Source organism: Nocardia sp. NPDC055053 (genome assembly GCF_053608285.1).
Genome location: NZ_JBSGVD010000005.1, coordinates 280306 through 297439, shown reverse-complemented (window position 1 = coordinate 297439; position 17134 = coordinate 280306). Strand labels below are relative to the sequence as shown.

Below are 17134 nucleotides of genomic sequence, written 5' to 3'. Positions count from 1 at the left end.
GCCCCGGGAGATTCGTCTCCCGGGGCCACCGCCGTTTGCGTTCAGTTCTGCTCGTAGGTGCCGATCAGGGTGGCCCGGCCGAGCGTGTGGAAGAACAGGTTGAACCCGAGGTAGGCGGGGGTTGCGTCCGGCCCGACCTCGAGCTCGGGGACGTCGACGGCGTGCACCACCACGAAGTACCGGTGCGGCCCATGGCCTTGCGGCGGCGCGGCGCCGACGAAGCCGGGGAACCCGCCGTCGTTGCGCAGCGTGACCGCGCCGGCGGGCAGTGTCCCGCCTTCGCTGCCCGCGCCCGCGTCGAGGGAGGTGACCGAGGCCGGGATGTTGGCGACGGCCCAGTGCCAGAAGCCCGACGCGGTCGGGGCGTCCGGGTCGTAGACCGTGACCGCGAAGCTCTGGGTGCCTTCCGGGAAGCCGGACCAGCTCAGCTGGGGCGAGATGTCCTTGCCGCCCGCCCCGAACACCCCGGACACCTGATCGTTGGCCAGCGGCTGACCATCGGTGATGTCGGCGGAGGTGACGGTGAACGACGGAACCTTCGGCAGTGCGTCATACGGGTTGTAGCTCATGGGTTCTCCGATTCGTGGCGTCGGTGCTCAGCTGTGCAGGAGGAAGTGTTCCAGTACCCGGGTGCCGAATTCCAGTGACTGCACCGGCACCCGCTCGTCCACCCCGTGGAACAGGGCGGTGAAGTCCAGTTCCGGCGGCAGCTGCAGCGGTGCGAAGCCGAAACAGCGAATACCCAACCGCGCGAACGCTTTCGCGTCGGTGCCGCCGGAAAGCATGTAGGGCACGGTGCGCCCGTTGGCGTCGTGAGCCAGCACCGCGTCGTTCATCGCGTCGACGAGGTGACCGTCGAAGGTGGTCTCGTAGGAGTCGAGTTTGGTGATCCACTCGCGCTCCACGTCGGGGCCGATCAGTTCGTCGACCTCGCGTTCGAAGGCGGCCTGGCGGCCCGGCACGACCCGGCAGTCCACCACGGCCTCGGCGGTCTGCGGGATGACGTTGGCCTTGTAACCCGCCTGCAGCATCGTCGGATTGGCGGTGTCGCGCAGGGTGGCGCCGATGATGCGGGAGATGGTGCCGAGCTTGGCCAGCTGGCCCTCGATATCGGGGCCTTCCGGGTCGAATTGCAGCCCGCTCTCCTCGCTGACGGCGGCGAGGAACTCGGCCACCGAGTCCGACAGCACCACCGGGAAGGTGTGCCTGCCCAGGCGGGCAACGGCTTCGGCGAGGATGGTGACGGCGTTGTCGTCGTGCAGGAACGAGCCGTGCCCGGCGCGAGCCTTGGCCCGCAGGCGCATCCAGCCCAGCCCCTTCTCCGCGGTCTCCACCAGGTAGAGCCTGCGTTCGGTGCCGTCGGGACGCGGCACGGTCAGCGAGAACCCGCCGACCTCACCGACCGCCTCGGTGACGCCGTCGAACAGGTCGGGCCGGTTGTCGACCAGCCACTGCGACCCCCACTTGCCGCCGTTCTCCTCGTCGGCCAGGAACGCGAACACCAGATCACGCGGCGGCACCGTGCCCTCGGCCTTGAACTGGCGGGCCAGGGCCAGCGTCATGCCGACCATGTCCTTCATGTCGATCGCGCCGCGACCCCACACATAGCCGTCGCGGACCGCGCCGGAGAAGGGATGCACGCTCCAGTCGGCGGCTTCGGCGGGCACGACGTCGAGGTGTCCGTGAATCATCAGGGCGCCGCGGCTGGAGTCGGCGCCCTGCAGCCGCGCGAACACGTTGCCGCGGCCGGGCGCACCCGATTCGACGTACTCGGTCTCGTACCCGACCTCCTGCAGTTGCGCGGCCACCCATTCGGCGCACTCGCGTTCGCCTTTGGTGGTCGCCAGCTCACCGGTGTTGGAGGTGTCGAACCGGATCAGCGCACTGACCAGCTCCACCACCTCGTCCACCGCGCGGGACCGTTCGTTCGAACCAGAACTCTCGCCAGATGCCGACACGCCCCCTTTCCTACCACCCCTGCCGCCTCCCCCGCGCCATCTCCCCTGGCGTGCGAGGATTGCGCCGCTGCTGGCGACTACAACTCGCGCTGAGCGGAATTCCGGATTGGCGCGCCACCGGGCCGCGTGTTTGGCTGTGGCGATGAGATCGCGGGTCGTTCGGGTCGGTACCGTCGTGCTGGCAGGCGCCGCGACGCTGGCGGGCGCGGTCGGCGTCGCGCTGCACTACACCGGTTGGCCGGCGGAGCCGTTGGTGCTCGCTACATCCGGAGCGCCGTATCTGATGATCGGTGCGATCGTCGGTGCGGTGGGGTTCGCGGCGACGAGGCAGTGGATCGCGACCGGGGTCGCCGTGGTCGTGGCAGCGGTCGGGGTGGCGACCCAGGCGCCGCTGTATATCGCCGATGGCGGCGGTGCGGGTCACCCGGTCACGGTCATGCAGGCCAATCTGCTGTTCGACGGCGCCGACCCCTCCGCGCTCGTCGAGGTGGTGCGGTCCCGTGATGTCGCGGTGCTCACCGTCAACGAACTCACCCGCGCCGCCGTCACCGACCTCGGCGCCGCCGGGCTCGACCAGCTGCTGCCGTACCGCTATCTGGCGCCCGGCCAGACGGCGAGCGGGACCGGGATCTGGAGCCGGTATCCGTTGTCGGACACCGTCGAGTACGACGGCTACGTCCTCAATCAGATCTCGGCCACGGCCACCGTGCCAGAGATCGGGCCGGTCTCGGTCTATGCCTTTCACCCTGTCCCGCCGGTCTACGACACCGATGTCTGGGCCGATGAGTTGTCGCGGCTCGACACCGTTCTGCGTCGGTCGCCCGCGGATCGCCCGGTGATCGTCGGCGGCGATTTCAATGCCACCTACGACCACACCCGCTTCCGCGCGATGGCGTCGGGCCGTTTCGCCGACGCCGCCGAGCAAGCCGGTGCCGGACACCTGGTCACCTATCCGACCGACAAACGGCTGCCACCGCTGGTCGGCATCGACCATGTCCTGCTCGCGGGCGCACACGCTACCTCCGTGGAGACCGTCGCCATGCCCGGTGCCGACCACAAAGCGCTGGTGGCCCGTATCGTCCTCGACCGCCGGTAACGCTCACCCCGGCCGGGCCGCGGTGCGGTCGCGGGCGGCGAGCAGGGCGTCGATCCGAGCCGAGATCGCCTGACCGGCCGCGAGCAGCGGTTCGGTCGAACGCAGTGTCCGGCCCAGTACGAACGCGCCCTCCAAGCCGCACAGCACACCGAGGATCAGCTCACGCGCGGCCGGCTCATCGAGGCCGCGGCCGACGAAATACGCTGTGCCCTTGTCGATCCAGTCCGTGACGACCTCGGCGGCGACCGCACGCAGCGCGGGTTCGCTGTCGGCGATCTCACCTGCGACGGTGCCGACCGGGCACATGTTGATCCACCCGGACTCCTCGAGCGTGCGTGCGGCATCGGCGAAGGCGGCGGGCACGGCGGCGCTGAGGTCGTCGTGCGGGTCCATCAGCAGCGGCAGCAACTGGATGTAGGCGGCGCCCGACCCGCGCAGCGCCTCGGCCGCGATCTGCACCTTGCCGTGCGGAAAGTGGTGGTAGAGCGATCCCATCGGCGCCTCGGCGGCGGCGGTGATCTGTTTGACGGTGATGGCGCTGTACCCGTGGGTGCGCATCAACTCGCCGACCGCGACGACCAGGCGATCCCGCGTAGTCGTTGACATCTTCTCGCTCACCGTTCCAGAATAGAGCAAACGCACTAGAGCATTCGCTCTAACGTCTGGAGGTTTCCATGCCGACCGTCGAACTGCCCGCGGGCCGCATCCACTACCGCGAACAGGGCGATGGCCCGCCGGTCGTCCTGCTGCACGGCCTGCTGATGAACCACACCGTGTGGGATTCGGTCATCGACCTGCTGCCGACCGGCTTCCGCTACGTCCTGCCCGACCTGCCGCTCGGCGCGCACCCCGAACCGCTGCGCCCTGGCACCGACCTGAGCATGCGCGGCCTCAACCAGCTCATCGCCGACTTCCTCACCGCCCTGGACCTGACCGACGTCACCCTTGTCCACTCCGATTGGGGCGGCGCGCTGTTCCTCACCGCCTACGGCCTGGACAAGCGCGTCGGCCGGCTGATCGTCTTGCCCTGCGAGGCGTTCGACAACTTCCCACCCGGCCTCCCCGGCAAGACCGCGATCCTGGCCTCGATCCTGCCCGGTGGCGTCACCCTCGCACTGCGCCAGCTCCGCATCCGCCGGCTCCGCGGCAACCCCCTGCTGTTCGGCTGGATGGCTAAATTCCCCCTGCCCGATGACCTCGTCCACGGGTGGACCGAACCCGGCCTCCGTGACCCCGGCGTCCGCGCCGACGTGCTCGCCTACATGCGCTCCGGCTACGACAAACCCACCCTGATCGCGAATACCGAAGCGCTGCGGCACTTCCCAGGTGAAGCGTTGATCCTCTGGTCATCGGCAGGCAAGGTGATGCCGCGCGAGCACGGCCGCCGCCTGGCCGCCCTCATCCCCAACGCCCGGTTGGTCGAGATCGACGACGCCTACGTCCTGTCGATGCTCGACCAGCCCGCCGCCGTCGCGGCCGCGGTCACCGAATTCCTCACCACGACAGCGACGCGCCCGTCGGAACGCTGACGCCGCTCAGGTCTGCTGGACGGGCTCGTACGCGTCGGCGGCGAGCCCGAACGTCCACGCGACACCTTCCCTGGCGGTGCGGGTCGTCGGCGGAACCCGCAGCCAGTAGGTGCGGTTCGTTCCGTCCGGCTCCGGCGTGGAGTTGACCACCTCGACCATCACCACGTCCTCGTCGCCATCGAGGGCGATCCGCCACAGGATGCCGGTGTCGTCGCGGTGGACGGGCATCGGATTCGGTGAGTTGACGACCTCTCCCTCCTGAAGGGGGAGATTCCTGCCAGCGCCCTCACGGGCGCTCTCGGTGGGTTCCTGTTTCACAGGGACGTGCCTTCCGCTAGGCGGCAGGACTTACCATCCCTCCACAAGCATTTAACCTCTCCGCCCGTCCGGCGGCGAGGATGTTTCGTGCAGCGTTCAGGTCCCGGTCGTGGACCACCCCGCACGGGCATGACCACGTGCGGACCGACAGTGGTTTCGGCCCGTCCACACGCCCGCAGTCCGAACAGGTTTGCGACGACGGGAAGAACCGATCGACCTTGACGACCGTCTGCCCGTACCAGGCGGCTTTCTCCTCCAACATCCGGGTGAACATGCCCCATCCGGCATCATGCACCGACTTCGCCAACCGGGTTCGCGCCAAACCTCTCACACACAAGTCCTCGACATAGACCGCTTGGTTCTCGCGGATGATCGCCGTGGACTGTTTGTGCGCGAAGTCGCGGCGGGAGAAAGCCACCCTCGCATGGGCTTTGGCGACCCGAAGGCGTGCCTTGGCCCGGTTCTTGCTGCCCTTGTCCTTACGGGACAGGGCCTGCTGCGCCTTGCGGAGTTTACGTTCGGCGCGGCGCAGGAACTTCGGGGAGGTAATGGTTTTACCGTTCGACAAGACCGCGAACGTGGCCAAGCCCAGGTCGATACCGACCTCGGAGTCCACCTGGGGTAGTTGTGCGGGGCCGACCTCGACGACGAACGACGCGAAATAGCGGCCGGCCGCGTCCTTGACGACCGTCACACTGCTCGGCTCCGACGGCAGTACGCGGGACCAGCGGACCCGCATATCGCCGATCTTCGGCAAACGCAACTTCCCGCCCACGGTCACCTCGAAGCGCGCATTACGGGTGAACCGGATCGCCTGTCGGTTGTCGCGACGCGACCGGAACCGGGGAACCCCCAGTTTCGGGCCTTTCCGTTTCCCGGTAACCGAGGCGAAAAAGTTACGGTAGGCGGTGTTCGCATCGGCAAGAGCTTGCTGCAACACCACCGACGACACCTCGGCCAGCCATGCCCGCTGCTCGGTGCGTTTCACCGCGGTGAGCGCTTTCGACAGTTCCGCGTCTTTCGGGTACGACAACCCATCCCGTCGCGCCTGCTCGCGCGCGTGGATCGCGTCGTTGTACACCACCCGCGCACACCCGAACGCCCGCGCCAACGCGATCCGCTGGCCAGGCGTCGGGTAGACGCGAAAGTTGTACCGGAGCTGCATGTTCCGACCATATCCCAAGGGCACGACAGAACTGTCCGTCCAGGGCACGCTCGGCCCCGGAGGGCCTCCCGCGCGGGCCTTCACCCCCACCCCGACGGGCGGAGCACTGGCCCACCCCCATAGCCGTAGTGCTCGAGGATGACCCGCCGCAGTTCGGCGTTGTCCTCGTCGCGGATCCGCTGCGGCGTCAACGAGTCGAGGCTGCCGAGAAATTCGGCGGGCACCGGCATGGCGCGCCCGGCATATAGGCCGAAGCCGTCGGCGTAGGCCAGGGTGGGGCCGTCGGCGCGGTCGAGGCGTCCGGCCTCGTCCCGGTGCAGTGCGAGCGGCCGCTCGGAGATGATCGCGACCTTCTCATAGGCCCACCACCAGCCGACTTCCGTCGCGACCGCGGCGATGCCGTCGAGTGGTCGTCCGGGTGCGGTGTCGTAAGCGCTGGGCCAGGCCGCCTCGTGCTGGCCGAGACCGGAATCCGGTTCAGCGTCGGCATCGTCGGCCTGCCCGAACACCTCGACCACGCCCGCCGCACCGGTTCCTCGGTATCTCGGTCGACGGCGACGGCGAGGTTCGCCGCTGCCATTTCGTCCGCACCCCACTGGGCAACCTCTACGACGGCTCCTACCGCGCGGCACTGCCGCCACGACTGCGCCCACTGACGGTGTGCGACTGCCACATCGGCTACGTCCACCTCGAAACACTGCCGCTCTACGCGTATCCGCCGGCGGCGTCCTGGAACGAATCCCGGCCGCGCCTGCGGTTCAGCCGATGTCGAGTGTGGTGCACACCGGTGTGACACCGGTCGACAGGTCGAGCACCTGGCAGTGCGCGTCGACCGCCTGCTGCAGTTCGGCATAGCGCTGCACGGACTCGGGACCGCTGATCCGCAGGTTCACTCGCGGCATCGAACCCTGACCAATCAGCTGGTGATGTATTGGTCAGCCAGCGGTGTTCAGTACGGCGCCGACAGCTTCGACCATCAGGTCGGTGGTGCGCTGGAGAACAGTGGTCAGGGGTTCGGCGAATTCGGTTGCGGCCCAATGGTCGATGCCAGCGAGATATCCCCAGGCCGCCTGCGCGGCGGCGTAGCGGATGGTCAGGTCGTTCTCGTCGCGGCCGAGCCGAAGGGCGAGCAAGCGCCGGATGCGGTGTTCCAGATTGTGCAGCTGTTGCAACTCGCCGGTTCGGACCTCCGGTTCGGACGTCATCAGGCGGACTCGGCGTCGGATGCGTTGCTCTTCGCTCGCGTGCCCGACGGCCACAATGATGATCGGCGCGACAGCGGTTACCGCGGCCAGTAGCTCGGCCGGTGTGACGACGTCGGTGTCGGCGGTCAGCAGGGTGAGGGCTTGGGTGTCGACATGATCCCAAACAACCAGTTGTTCCTTGGTGCCGAAGTAGCGGTAGATCGTGCTGGCCGAGACTCCGGCCGCGGCGGCGACCTGCTCCACCGACACCTTGCGGTAGCCGTCGGACTCGAACAATCCCAGGGCGACGTCCTGGATTTCCAGCATCGCCTGAATCTTGCGGCGCTCGAGCAGGCCGGGCGCTTGTGATTGACGGACGGGATCGGGCACGCCGAAACGATACGCGAGCCCATTGCCGAAGACTGACAGTGACTTGCAGAACCTTCCCAAGCGACGCTAGTCTCTGAAAGTCACTTTCAGCTCGAAAGTGACTTTCAGATCGGTGGGACGACGAACTCCGAGCCACCGACAGTGCGAGGGGGAGCCAGGGTGGGCAGAAACTCCACAGTCAGCGTCGGATCCGCGAGCCGACCGAATCCGCAGCGGCACGATCTCGTCGTCAACGGGCGTCGAGTCGCTTACATGCAGGCTGGTGCCGGTGAACGCGTGTGTGTCCTCGTCCATGGACTGGGCGGATGCTGGCGGCACTGGGCTGCAACAATCCCGGCGCTGGCGCGCACGCACCGGGTCATCGCGGTGGACCTGCCGGGATTCGGCGATTCCGAAAAACCGCAGGTGTCGACCATCGGCAACGCCGTGGCGGTGATCGACGCACTGCGGCAACGGTGTGAGGTCGAGCGGACCGATGTGGTCGGGCATTCGATGGGCACACTGGTGGCGTCCGAGGTCGCGGCTGGACTTCCCCACACGGTGGACCGAATCGTGTTGGCCGGTGGCCCGATCACCTCGGTGCTGGCACTGTTCGACGCACCGATGACTACCCTGTGCCGCCACCCCGGGCTGGTGAATTTCCTGATCGAAGCGGCGACCGCGGGTCTGCCGCTGCCGTCCTCGATCCAGGCACTGATCGTTCGAACCCCCTGGGCGCGAAAACTGGCACTGGCACCCTATGTTCCGCGTCCGAACGACATCTCCGAAGAGACGTTCGGCCACTTCCTCGCCGGTGTCGGCGGTCCCGGCACCCTATCGACGTTGCGACAGGGATTCGGTTATGACTTCACCGCCGCACTGACGCTCACCCGTCCGACACTGCTGATCGGCGGCGAGCTCGACCGGATCGCTCCCGTAGCCGACTTGCGCGGCTTCGCCGCCAACAACCCGACAGTGCAGCAGGTGGAAATCCTCCCCGGTACCGGGCACCTGCCGATGCTCGAACAGCCCAACGAATTCAATCGGATCGTCGCCGAATTCCTCTCTACCGACACAGAAATCCAGGTGAAACCATGACCACGATCCCCACCCGCATCACCGCCGATCTGCACCGTCTCGTCGAATCGGAAGACCTCGGCTCGTCCTTCTTCGCCGCCGCTGCCGACCACGCCTCGTCCTCCCGCCGCCGCGCCGGCTGGCAAGCCCTGCACGAGTTGGAGATCCGGACCCAGGCCGGCGTCAACGCCTTCCTCGAACGCGCCCATCTGGCTATTCCACCGACCAACGCCATGGCCGACACCCTCGGCCGCATCGGTGGCAGCGGATTGCACCTGTTGCCCTACGGGCTGCAACTACGCGCGGTCCGCGAAACGACCACCCGCTACCTGCCCGCCTTCCACCGCCTCGCACGCCACTACGAAAACACCCCCGAGGCCCAGTTCTTCGACTACGTCGTCCGTCACGAACTGGCCATCATCGAATTCACCAGCCACGCCCTCGCCGACGCTCCCGGCTGCATCGACCCGGTCCTACGCCTACTCGACCATCCGGTCCCTCGCATCTGAACCGGCATTCAATCACAGAAACTATTCAGAGGACGATCCATGGAACGCGAAACTCATGGCAGTGACCTGGAACGAACGGCCCTGATCACGGGGGCCGGCAGCGGCATCGGTGCCGCCTTCGCCCGCGTGCTCACGCGGCAGGGCTGGCGCGTTGTGGCAGTGGGACGCGATCGCCGCCGTCTCGACAAACTGGCCAGCGAGATCGGAGCGGAGGTCCTCGTCGCAGACCTGTTGAACGAACACGACCTCGGTATCGTCGAAGACCGTCTCCGTGATCGGGTGCAACTACTCATCAACAACGCCGGATACACAACCTACGGAGCCTTCGCCGATCTCGAACTGACACCCGAAGTCGGGCAGCTGATCTTGCATGCGGTCGTACCCCTGCGGTTGTGCCACGCCGCGGCGCAATCGATGCAACCTGGTGGCCGCATCCTCAATATCGCCTCCCTGGCAGGAATTGCCGCCGCCCCCGGCCTGGCTTCCTACGGCGCCAGCAAAGCAGCACTGATCTCGCTGAGCGAATCACTGCACCACGAGCTGCGGGACAAGGGAATCACCGTGACCTGCGTCTGCGCCGGATACACCCGAACCGAATTGCAGACCCGCGCCGGAGTCGATGCCTCAGCATTGCCCTCAGCGATATGGACCGACCCGGAATTCGTGGCAAAGAAGGCCCTGATCGCCAACGAACGAGGCCGTGCCCTCGTTTTTCCCGGCCGTCTCAATACCCTGACGGCAACACTGATGCGACTTCTGCCGCGCGCCCTGGCCCGCCGCGCGGCAGCCGGCACCTACGCAATGGTCGTGCCCGTCGGACCGGAAGAACTAGCCGACAAAATACCCTAACCGTCAGCGACAAACTCGCCCTGTGCTCGGCATGATTCCAATCAGCGCGCGACACCCAGCGACAACGCGGCGAAGGCCTTCGGGGCGCCGGGTTGATAGAACCGGTCGAGTTCGACGGTCTCGAACCCGGCGTCGCTGATCAATCCGGGGATGTCGCGCACGAGGTGACATCCGCCCGCGATCCGCTGCTGGATCGGATCGAGCCGGTGCTGCCAGGTCCGGACCGATGCGTCGGGAGCGAGGCCGTGTTCGACGAAGTGCAGTGTTCCACCGGGCTTGAGCACGCGGCGGATCTCGGCCAGCGCGGTCGTGACGTCGGGGATGGTGCACAGCGTGAACGTCGACAGCGCGGTATCGAAGGTCGCGTCCGGAAACGGCAGCGCCTGACCGTCCAGCCCGGCCCGCTCGATCGGGACCCGGCTCGCCGCGACCCGCTTCGCCGCGATCTTCCACGCGATGTCCGCGGGTTCGACACCGCTGACCCGCTTCACCGCGTCCGGGTAGAACCCGACATTGGTCCCCGACCCGAACCCCACTTCGAGCACCTCGCCGTGCAGACCGGCGCAGGTGCGGCGGCGCAGGGGATCGTTGTTGGCCACCCCGCACACGGTGTCGACGATGTGCGGCAGGATCCGGTCGGTATAGAAGCCCATCCCCCGATCATCCTCCTGCCGGCAGCGAACCGCCGTCGATCAGGCCAGTCGGCGGTCGAAGACCTGGGTGCCCGCGCCCGACCCGGGGTCGACCGTGACCACACGCAGGTTCACCTTGTCCGGGGTCAGATCCATGACCATGAAGCCCAGTTCGTGCTGGGTCTCGTACAGGGCAGGGTGCCGCGATCCGGTCGCGGCGTGGCCGCTGGCCGTCTTGCCCGCCGCGCCCGAGATGATCTGGCGGGTGCCCTTCGACGCGGCGGTCGGTTCGAGCACCTGCAACGTGTGGTCGTGGCCCGACAGCAGAAACGACACCTTGCCCAGCACATGATCTTCGAAGAACCGTTTGGCGTGCACACCGTTGAGCGGCTCGATCGGCAGGCCCTCGTAGTTGCCCGCGTCGCCGTGCGGACCGTTGCTGAGGTACGGGTGGTGGGTGCAGGCGATCTTCCACCGCGCGGTGGATTCGGCGAGGGCGCGGTCGAGCCAGGCGCGCTGTTCGTTCATGTACTGCCCGTCGACCGACCAGTACGGGTCGAGCAGCGGTGGAATGTAGGCCGCGAGCGGGTTGACGTCGAGGACGAAGAGCTCCACCACCGGGTTCTGTTCGGGCACCCGCACCGAGTAGTAGCGGCTCGGCATCCACCACCGCGGCGATGTCGCGTGGTACTCGACCTCGTGGTTGCCGCGGACCAGCCAGCCGCCGTCACCGGGGAATACACCGGAGGTGTCGTGGTTGCCCAGCGCCATCGCCCACGGAAAGTCCAGTCCCGCATTGGGATCCTCGAACTTCGTGGCGAACTGCACGTCATCGGGACCGTCGGGGCCCGATTCGTAGATGTTGTCGCCGAGACCGACGGCCATCGTGAACGGCTCACGAGCATGGAACGCGCGCGCGGCGTCGGCGACCGCCCACTGCGTGCGGCTGCCCGTTCCGGCGTCACCGGTGATCAGAATCCGGGCGGTGCTACCCGCCCGTGGTGCGAACTTCGGCACCTCGGCGGGCACGGCCGCCGCCGGCGTCAGCCCGACGAGCGTGATACCGGCGACAACGCCTGCCGCGCCGGCCAGAACTTCCCGTCGGCCGAACCCTGTCGGCGTGGAATCGGTGGTGGAGTGCGACACGGGGATACTCACCTTCTGGTCAGGGATCGAGGGAAACTTACACCGCGCACATCAACGGCACGACTCCGCACGCGACACGCTCCGGATCGTGGCTATCACGACGATCGGGCGACAAGGACGGTTGCCCGTTGGATACTGGGCCGATGCCCGACCGGATGTCTCCCCTCGTGCTGAGCACCGAGAGCGTTTCCGCCCGCGAGGCTTTCGACTATTGGCGCGACAGCGTCTGCGCGATGTATGTCCGGATGCAGGTCGATCCGCTGACCCCGGCGGACTTCCACGCCCGGATCGAGTACGCCACGCTGGAGAACTCCGTCGGCCTGTCGAGAGTCAGGGCCGACGCCCAGCGTGCGCGCCGACGCCCGGTCGACCTGCAGGCCGACGCCGAGGACTGCATCCTCGGCGTCATCGCCCTCGACGGGCAGGCGGTTCTCGAACAGGACGGCCGCACCGTTGCCGCCGAGCCGGGCACGCTGATCCTCCTCGACAGCACCCGCCCCTACACCGCGACCTGGACGGCGACGTTCGAGGAACTGGTGGTGCAGGTCCCGAAACACAGCATCTCGGTCACCGACACCCGCTCGCTGACCGCCCAAGCCTTCGGGCCCGGCACCGTCGCACCGGTCGTGGCCTCGTGCTTCACTTCCCTTTTCGACCTCGTCTCCACCGACCCGGCCCAGGCAGCCCCGCTGGTCCCGCACGCCCTCGGCTTGTTCGGCGCGGCCGTCGCGACCGCGGCGGGGCGCAAGAGCGAGCCGGAGGAGATCACGGCGCTGCTGCGTCAACAGGTCTTCGACTTCCTGCACAGTCACGCGGGCGATCCCGAACTCGGTGCCGACACGGTCGCCTCGGCGTGCGGCGTGTCCCGGCGGACGCTGTACCGGATCGTCGGCGGTGGCGGCATCGCCCACCATATCCGCGAGATCCGGATCGATCGCGCCAAGAAGCTGCTACAGCGCGAGCGCTATCAGTCGATGGGGGCGATCGCCGCGGCCTGCGGTTTCGGTAGCGAGTCCGGGTTCCACCGCGCGTTCCGGGAGTCGGTGGGCGCGACACCGGCCGACTACCGGCAGTTGGTGCGCCCGTAGGCGATCACACGGCCGAGGTGGGCCGCCCGACTCCGGTCGCGGCATCCATGTCCTCGAGCGACATGCCCTTGGTCTCGGGCACGAACCGGGACACGAACAGCAGCGACAGCAGGGCGAACGCCGCGTACATGCCGTAGGCGAAGCCGAGCGAGAAGGTCTTCAGGCTCGGGAACGACACGGTGATCGCCCAGTTCGCGGCCCATTGACCGGCCGCGGCCAGCGAGAGCGCGGCGCCGCGGATCCGGTTCGGGAACATCTCTCCGAGCAGCACCCACACCACCGGACCCCAGCTCATGCCGAAGAAGACGACGAACAGATTCGCCGCGACCAGCGCGATCGGGCCGCTCGCGCCGGTCAGCTGCGGCTCCAGGACGCCCTCGTCGTTCGGCACCTGGTCGGCGGTGCCGAAGCACACCGCCATCGTGGCCAAGGTGATGGTCATGCCGATCGAACCGATCAGCAGCAGCGGCCTGCGCCCGATCCGGTCGATGAGCATGATCGCGACGATGGTGGTGGCGATATTGACCACCGAGGTGAACACGCTGATCTGGAACGACAGCGACTCCTCGAATCCGACGGCCTCCCAGAGCACATTCGAGTAGTAGAAGATCACGTTGATACCGACGGCCTGCTGGAACACCGACAGCAGCAGACCGACCCACACGATCGGATAGATCCCGCCTGCGGGGCGGCGCAGGTCCTTCCACGACGGCTTCACATCACCCTCGAGACTGGCCTCGATCCGGCCGATGGTGAGTTCGAGGTTCTTCTCGCCGAACAGCACCGTCAGGACCTTGCGTGCCTCGGGGATGCGGTGCGTCGCGACGAGGTAGCGCGGCGATTCCGGAATCGTCGAGGCCAGTACGCCGTACACCACCGCGGGCACCATCATCGACAGGAACATCCAGCGCCAGGCGTCGAGACCGAACCACAGTGTCTCACTGGCCCCGCCCGCGATCTCGGCGAGAACGTAGTCGACGAGCAGTGCCAGGAAGATGCCGAGCACGATCGCGAGCTGCTGCAGCGATCCGAGTCTGCCGCGGATGCGCGCCGGTGAGGTCTCCGCGATGTAGGCGGGGGCGATGACCGAGGCGACGCCGACACCGAGGCCGCCGATGACGCGCCCGATCACCAGGATCCAGACGCTCGGCGCGAACGCGGTCACCACCGCGCTGAGGAAGAACAGCGCGGCCGCGATCTTCATGACCTTGATCCGGCCGATCCGGTCGGCGATGCGGCCCGCGGTCATCGCACCGGCGGCGGCGCCGAGCAGGGCCGAGGCCACCGCGAAGCCGAGAACGGCGTCGTCGACACCGAATTCGTCCTGGATCGCGGCGACCGCGCCGTTGATCACCGCACTGTCGAAGCCGAACAGCAGACCGCCCAGCGCCGCGACGGACGCGATCCGGACGATGTGGTTGCCCGCCGCGCCTTCCTCGTCGGGTGCGGCGGACTGATCGGTGAAGGAACCTCCGTCGGACATCGGCGTCGTCCTCTCCGCGGCGCGGCAGGCGGATGCCACGCTGAGCACTGGGTGGGCCAGGTCGCAGTATGCCCTGACCTGCGGACCGATGTCGTCGAGGACACGCGCACGAGCGCAGCGCCACCGGCGGCCCGCACCGCGTGTTCACCTCGGCGACACGGTCGTCGGTTAGCGTCCGGCAGATGACCGATGCCGCGACGCGCACGATCCCCCGCGACCTCAGCGAGATCGCCGATCTCGCCACCGCAGTGAATCTCGCCGACACCACGGCGTTCTCCGTCGACGACAGCGACGACGACGATCCCGTCCTGCTCACCGAGCCCGGCGGCCTGATCGTCGACACCTGGCGGGAGGGCTACCCGTACGACGAACGCCTCTCGCGCACCGGCTACGAGTTCGACAAGCGGCTGCTGCAGATCGAGCTGCTGAAGCTGCAGAACTGGACCAAGGCGACCGGCCGTCGCATCGTCATCGTCTTCGAGGGCCGCGACGCCGCGGGCAAGGGCGGCACCATCAAACGGTTCATGGAGCATCTGAATCCGCGCGGCGCGCGGGTGGTGGCGCTGGAGAAGCCCTCGGCCCGCGAATCCACCCAGTGGTATTTCCAGCGTTATGTCGAGCACCTACCCGCGGCCGGTGAGATCGTGCTGTTCGACCGCTCCTGGTACAACCGTGCCGGTGTCAAACGGGTGATGGGTTTCTGCACGCCGGAACAACATCGGCGCTTCCTCGCGCAGGTGCCGCTGTTCGAGCGGATGCTCGTCGACGACGGCATCGATCTGGTGAAGTTCTGGTTCTCGGTGTCGCCACTGGAACAGCGCACCCGCTTCGCGATCCGCCAGGTCGACCCCGTGCGGCACTGGAAGCTCTCGCCGATGGATCTGGCCTCGCTGGACAAGTGGGAGCAGTACACCGCGGCCAAGGAAGAGAACTTCGAGCACACCGACACCGACTACGCGCCGTGGATCGTGGTCAAGAGCAACGACAAGAAGCGGGCGCGCCTGAACGCGATGCGCCACGTGCTCAACCGGTTCGAGTACGACAACAAGGACGACGAGATCGTCGCCACCGCGGACCCGCTGATCGTGGGCCGCGGTCGCGACGTCCTCGGTTCCTGAGTCAGCGCACCAGCATCACCCGGTGTGCCGCGGTCAGCAGGACCGCCAGCTCGTCGCGTTCGCCGGTGTCGAGTACCTCGAAGCAGGGGGCGATGAGCTCGTCGGTCAGCGCCTCGGCGGCGTCCCAGCGCGCCCGCATCTCGTCGGTGACCTCCTCGAACGGTTCGGACCAGCCGAGCAGTCGCGCGTGGGTCGGGCCGTCCGACATCGGTGAGCCCGCGATCAGGATCGCTTGCAGCGGGGTCAGCCCGTTGGCGGTCACGGCGATGAAATGCAGACCGCCGCGCAGTTCCCGCAGGACGTGGCTCACCTGCACGAGCGCTGCCTTGCCGTCGCCGGGCAGCGGCATCGCGCGCCAGCCTGCGAACAACGGCAGCCCCGCCGAGGGCGCGGCGTCGACGACGCGGCCCAGCAGTCCGGCGAGGCGAGCGGCGTCGGCCTCGTCGAAGCCGGCGAGCTTGCGGCGGCCGAAGTCGTGACAGGCGGCCAGGTAGGCCGCGGCCGCGTCGGCGGCGGGCATCGGCACCGATTCCCATGCGGCGCGGACACATCCGGGTTCGAAGAAGCCGAAGGCCGCCGAGACCACATCGGCGTCGACGTCACCGAGGACGCCGCCGCGCCCGCGGGTGTAGGTGCCGTGGAATCCGGGGACCCCGACCGTGTTCCCGAAGTCCCTGACCTCGCGCGAGAGCATGAACGCCCCACCGAGTTCGAGCACCTGCTGTTTGACCGCTGTCGCCGTCATCGTCCGACCACCTTCCGCTGTGTACGTCCTCCAGGCAGACTTTAGCGCACCATAGCCAGATTGGGCAGCCCTCAGTTGCCCTACGCTGAACTCATGAACGGCCGGCCCCTCGTGGCGATCCTGTCCGGCGCCGGTGTTTCCACCGACAGCGGCATCCCCGACTATCGCGGGCCGAACGGCTTGTGGCAGCGCGATCCCGACGCCGAGAAACTGGTCACCTACGACTATTACATGCGTGACCCCGACATCCGCCGCCGATCCTGGCTCATGCGCGGCGAACACCCGGCCTGGCGCGCCCGGCCCAATGCCGCGCATCTGGCCGTCACCGCCTTGGCTGACGCCGGGGTGGCGGTGCGGGTGATCACCCAGAATGTCGACGGACTGCATCAGCTCGCCGGTCTGCCCGACCGCAAGGTCCTGGAACTGCACGGCAATGCCCGCGCGGTGGTCTGCACGGCGTGCGAGGACCGCACTACCACCGAGGCCGCGCTGGACCGGATCGCGGCGGGCGAAGACGATCCCGCGTGCCTGCGCTGCGCCGGCATCCTCAAGACCGCGACGGTCATGTTCGGTCAAGCGCTCGATCCGGAGGTCCTCGGGCAGGCGATGACGATCGCGCAGGCATGCACGGTTTTCATCGCCGTCGGCACGAGCCTGCAGGTTCAGCCCGCCGCGTCGCTGGCAGGCATCGCCGCCGAGCACGGGGCGCGGCTGATCATCGTCAATGCCGAGCCGACGCCCTATGACGCGCTCGCCGACGAGGTGATCCGCGAACCCATCGGCACGGCACTGCCCGCGCTGCTGGCCACCCTCGCCTGACTCGCTCGACTCGCCGGCGGCGCGATCCCGGCGCCGCGGCTAGTCTCGG

The 17134-nt window shown here is 67.8% G+C and carries 19 protein-coding genes and 1 pseudogene; 8 read left to right on the top strand and 12 right to left on the bottom strand.

Features of this window, described 5'->3' with window-relative positions:
- Positions 1 to 41: 41 nt before the first annotated feature.
- Both ACWF82_RS08025 and ACWF82_RS08020 read right to left on the bottom strand, forming a co-directional pair.
- Positions 42 to 569 (bottom strand): YbhB/YbcL family Raf kinase inhibitor-like protein, encoded by a 528-nt coding sequence (locus tag ACWF82_RS08025; RefSeq protein WP_452499151.1) that lies wholly within the window; start codon positions 567 to 569, stop codon positions 42 to 44.
- Positions 570 to 596: 27 nt separating this feature from the next.
- Positions 597 to 1958 carry a M20/M25/M40 family metallo-hydrolase gene (locus ACWF82_RS08020; protein WP_452499149.1) on the bottom strand — a complete coding sequence of 454 codons (1362 nt, stop codon included), beginning with the start codon at positions 1956 to 1958 and terminating at the stop codon, positions 597 to 599.
- Between the two features lie 142 nt (positions 1959 to 2100).
- Here ACWF82_RS08020 and ACWF82_RS08015 point away from each other — a divergent pair, with 142 nt between their 5' ends.
- Positions 2101 to 3054: an endonuclease/exonuclease/phosphatase family protein gene (locus ACWF82_RS08015; RefSeq protein ID WP_452499147.1), complete on the top strand. Its 954-nt coding sequence runs from the start codon at positions 2101 to 2103 to the stop codon at positions 3052 to 3054.
- Positions 3055 to 3057: 3 nt separating this feature from the next.
- Here ACWF82_RS08015 and ACWF82_RS08010 read toward each other — a convergent pair whose 3' ends face one another.
- The gene (locus tag ACWF82_RS08010) at positions 3058 to 3672 is read right to left on the bottom strand and encodes a TetR/AcrR family transcriptional regulator (RefSeq protein ID WP_452499145.1); all 615 of its coding nucleotides are present in this window, start codon (positions 3670 to 3672) and stop codon (positions 3058 to 3060) included.
- Between the two features lie 56 nt (positions 3673 to 3728).
- Here ACWF82_RS08010 and ACWF82_RS08005 point away from each other — a divergent pair, with 56 nt between their 5' ends.
- On the top strand, positions 3729 to 4583 hold the full coding sequence (locus ACWF82_RS08005) for an alpha/beta fold hydrolase (RefSeq protein ID WP_452499143.1): 855 nt from the start codon (positions 3729 to 3731) through the stop codon (positions 4581 to 4583).
- A gap of 6 nt (positions 4584 to 4589) precedes the next feature.
- On the opposite strand, the gene ACWF82_RS08000 is transcribed toward ACWF82_RS08005, so the two are convergent.
- The 5 genes and pseudogenes from ACWF82_RS08000 to ACWF82_RS07980 all read right to left on the bottom strand — a co-directional run bounded on the left by ACWF82_RS08000 (position 4590) and on the right by ACWF82_RS07980 (position 7640).
- On the bottom strand, positions 4590 to 4901 hold the full coding sequence (locus tag ACWF82_RS08000) for a DUF6745 domain-containing protein (RefSeq protein WP_452499141.1): 312 nt from the start codon (positions 4899 to 4901) through the stop codon (positions 4590 to 4592).
- A 16-nt stretch (positions 4902 to 4917) separates the two neighbouring features.
- Positions 4918 to 6066 (bottom strand): RNA-guided endonuclease InsQ/TnpB family protein, encoded by a 1149-nt coding sequence (locus ACWF82_RS07995; RefSeq protein WP_452499139.1) that lies wholly within the window; start codon positions 6064 to 6066, stop codon positions 4918 to 4920.
- 80 nt (positions 6067 to 6146) lie between these two features.
- Positions 6147 to 6584 (bottom strand): DUF6745 domain-containing protein, encoded by a 438-nt coding sequence (locus ACWF82_RS07990; protein WP_452499137.1) that lies wholly within the window; start codon positions 6582 to 6584, stop codon positions 6147 to 6149.
- 240 nt (positions 6585 to 6824) lie between these two features.
- Positions 6825 to 6923: pseudogene (locus tag ACWF82_RS07985) on the bottom strand (OsmC family protein); the annotation flags it as partial.
- A 78-nt stretch (positions 6924 to 7001) separates the two neighbouring features.
- A complete protein-coding gene (locus ACWF82_RS07980; RefSeq protein WP_452499135.1) occupies positions 7002 to 7640 on the bottom strand; it encodes a TetR/AcrR family transcriptional regulator in 639 nt (212 codons plus the stop codon).
- A 252-nt stretch (positions 7641 to 7892) separates the two neighbouring features.
- On the opposite strand from ACWF82_RS07980, the gene ACWF82_RS07975 reads away from it, so the two are divergent.
- Genes ACWF82_RS07975 through ACWF82_RS07965 form a run of 3 tightly spaced genes read left to right on the top strand, consistent with a single transcriptional unit; the run spans position 7893 to position 10054 of the window.
- Positions 7893 to 8717 carry an alpha/beta fold hydrolase gene (locus tag ACWF82_RS07975; protein WP_452499133.1) on the top strand — a complete coding sequence of 275 codons (825 nt, stop codon included), beginning with the start codon at positions 7893 to 7895 and terminating at the stop codon, positions 8715 to 8717.
- Entirely contained in the window at positions 8714 to 9205 is a 492-nt protein-coding gene (locus tag ACWF82_RS07970; RefSeq protein WP_452499132.1) for a hypothetical protein, read from the top strand. The genes ACWF82_RS07975 and ACWF82_RS07970 overlap by 4 nt, the downstream gene beginning before the upstream one ends.
- 39 nt (positions 9206 to 9244) lie before the next feature.
- Complete coding sequence (locus ACWF82_RS07965) at positions 9245 to 10054, top strand: SDR family NAD(P)-dependent oxidoreductase (protein WP_452499130.1); 810 nt, start codon at positions 9245 to 9247, stop codon at positions 10052 to 10054.
- 41 nt (positions 10055 to 10095) lie between these two features.
- Here the strand turns inward: ACWF82_RS07965 and ACWF82_RS07960 are convergent, their stop codons facing one another.
- Positions 10096 to 10707, bottom strand: coding sequence for a class I SAM-dependent methyltransferase (locus ACWF82_RS07960; RefSeq protein ID WP_452499128.1), 612 nt, complete (start codon positions 10705 to 10707; stop codon positions 10096 to 10098).
- 39 nt (positions 10708 to 10746) lie between these two features.
- Positions 10747 to 11832, bottom strand: a complete 1086-nt coding sequence (locus tag ACWF82_RS07955) for a metallophosphoesterase (RefSeq protein WP_452499126.1) — start codon at positions 11830 to 11832, stop codon at positions 10747 to 10749.
- 143 nt (positions 11833 to 11975) lie between these two features.
- Between ACWF82_RS07955 and ACWF82_RS07950 the strand changes: the two genes are divergently transcribed.
- Entirely contained in the window at positions 11976 to 12920 is a 945-nt protein-coding gene (locus ACWF82_RS07950; RefSeq protein WP_452499124.1) for an AraC family transcriptional regulator, read from the top strand.
- Between the two features lie 4 nt (positions 12921 to 12924).
- Here the strand turns inward: ACWF82_RS07950 and ACWF82_RS07945 are convergent, their stop codons facing one another.
- Entirely contained in the window at positions 12925 to 14403 is a 1479-nt protein-coding gene (locus ACWF82_RS07945) for a sugar porter family MFS transporter (RefSeq protein ID WP_452499122.1), read from the bottom strand.
- A 182-nt stretch (positions 14404 to 14585) separates the two neighbouring features.
- Here ACWF82_RS07945 and ppk2 point away from each other — a divergent pair, with 182 nt between their 5' ends.
- Positions 14586 to 15521, top strand: a complete 936-nt coding sequence (gene ppk2 / locus ACWF82_RS07940) for a polyphosphate kinase 2 (protein ID WP_452499120.1) — start codon at positions 14586 to 14588, stop codon at positions 15519 to 15521.
- A gap of 1 nt (position 15522) precedes the next feature.
- Here ppk2 and ACWF82_RS07935 read toward each other — a convergent pair whose 3' ends face one another.
- Positions 15523 to 16266, bottom strand: a complete 744-nt coding sequence (locus tag ACWF82_RS07935) for an SCO6745 family protein (protein WP_452499118.1) — start codon at positions 16264 to 16266, stop codon at positions 15523 to 15525.
- A 93-nt stretch (positions 16267 to 16359) separates the two neighbouring features.
- Between ACWF82_RS07935 and ACWF82_RS07930 the strand changes: the two genes are divergently transcribed.
- Complete coding sequence (locus ACWF82_RS07930; RefSeq protein WP_452499116.1) at positions 16360 to 17085, top strand: SIR2 family NAD-dependent protein deacylase; 726 nt, start codon at positions 16360 to 16362, stop codon at positions 17083 to 17085.
- Positions 17086 to 17134: the final 49 nt, after the last annotated feature.

Excerpts from the sequence above, each read along its gene's own strand:
- ACWF82_RS07935 (WP_452499118.1), bottom strand. The coding sequence starts at position 16,266 with ATGACGGCGACAGCGGTCAAACAGCAGGTGCTCGAACTCGGTGGGGCG.
- ACWF82_RS07975 (WP_452499133.1), top strand. The coding sequence starts at position 7,893 with ATGCAGGCTGGTGCCGGTGAACGCGTGTGTGTCCTCGTCCATGGACTG.
- ACWF82_RS07965 (WP_452499130.1), top strand. The coding sequence starts at position 9,245 with ATGGAACGCGAAACTCATGGCAGTGACCTGGAACGAACGGCCCTGATC.
- ACWF82_RS07950 (WP_452499124.1), top strand. The coding sequence starts at position 11,976 with ATGCCCGACCGGATGTCTCCCCTCGTGCTGAGCACCGAGAGCGTTTCC.
- ppk2 (WP_452499120.1), top strand. The coding sequence starts at position 14,586 with ATGACCGATGCCGCGACGCGCACGATCCCCCGCGACCTCAGCGAGATC.
- ACWF82_RS07930 (WP_452499116.1), top strand. The coding sequence starts at position 16,360 with ATGAACGGCCGGCCCCTCGTGGCGATCCTGTCCGGCGCCGGTGTTTCC.
- ACWF82_RS08015 (WP_452499147.1), top strand. The coding sequence starts at position 2,101 with ATGAGATCGCGGGTCGTTCGGGTCGGTACCGTCGTGCTGGCAGGCGCC.
- ACWF82_RS07970 (WP_452499132.1), top strand. The coding sequence starts at position 8,714 with ATGACCACGATCCCCACCCGCATCACCGCCGATCTGCACCGTCTCGTC.
- ACWF82_RS07995 (WP_452499139.1), bottom strand. The coding sequence starts at position 6,066 with ATGCAGCTCCGGTACAACTTTCGCGTCTACCCGACGCCTGGCCAGCGG.
- ACWF82_RS07945 (WP_452499122.1), bottom strand. The coding sequence starts at position 14,403 with ATGTCCGACGGAGGTTCCTTCACCGATCAGTCCGCCGCACCCGACGAG.
- ACWF82_RS07960 (WP_452499128.1), bottom strand. The coding sequence starts at position 10,707 with ATGGGCTTCTATACCGACCGGATCCTGCCGCACATCGTCGACACCGTG.
- ACWF82_RS08025 (WP_452499151.1), bottom strand. The coding sequence starts at position 569 with ATGAGCTACAACCCGTATGACGCACTGCCGAAGGTTCCGTCGTTCACC.
- ACWF82_RS08005 (WP_452499143.1), top strand. The coding sequence starts at position 3,729 with ATGCCGACCGTCGAACTGCCCGCGGGCCGCATCCACTACCGCGAACAG.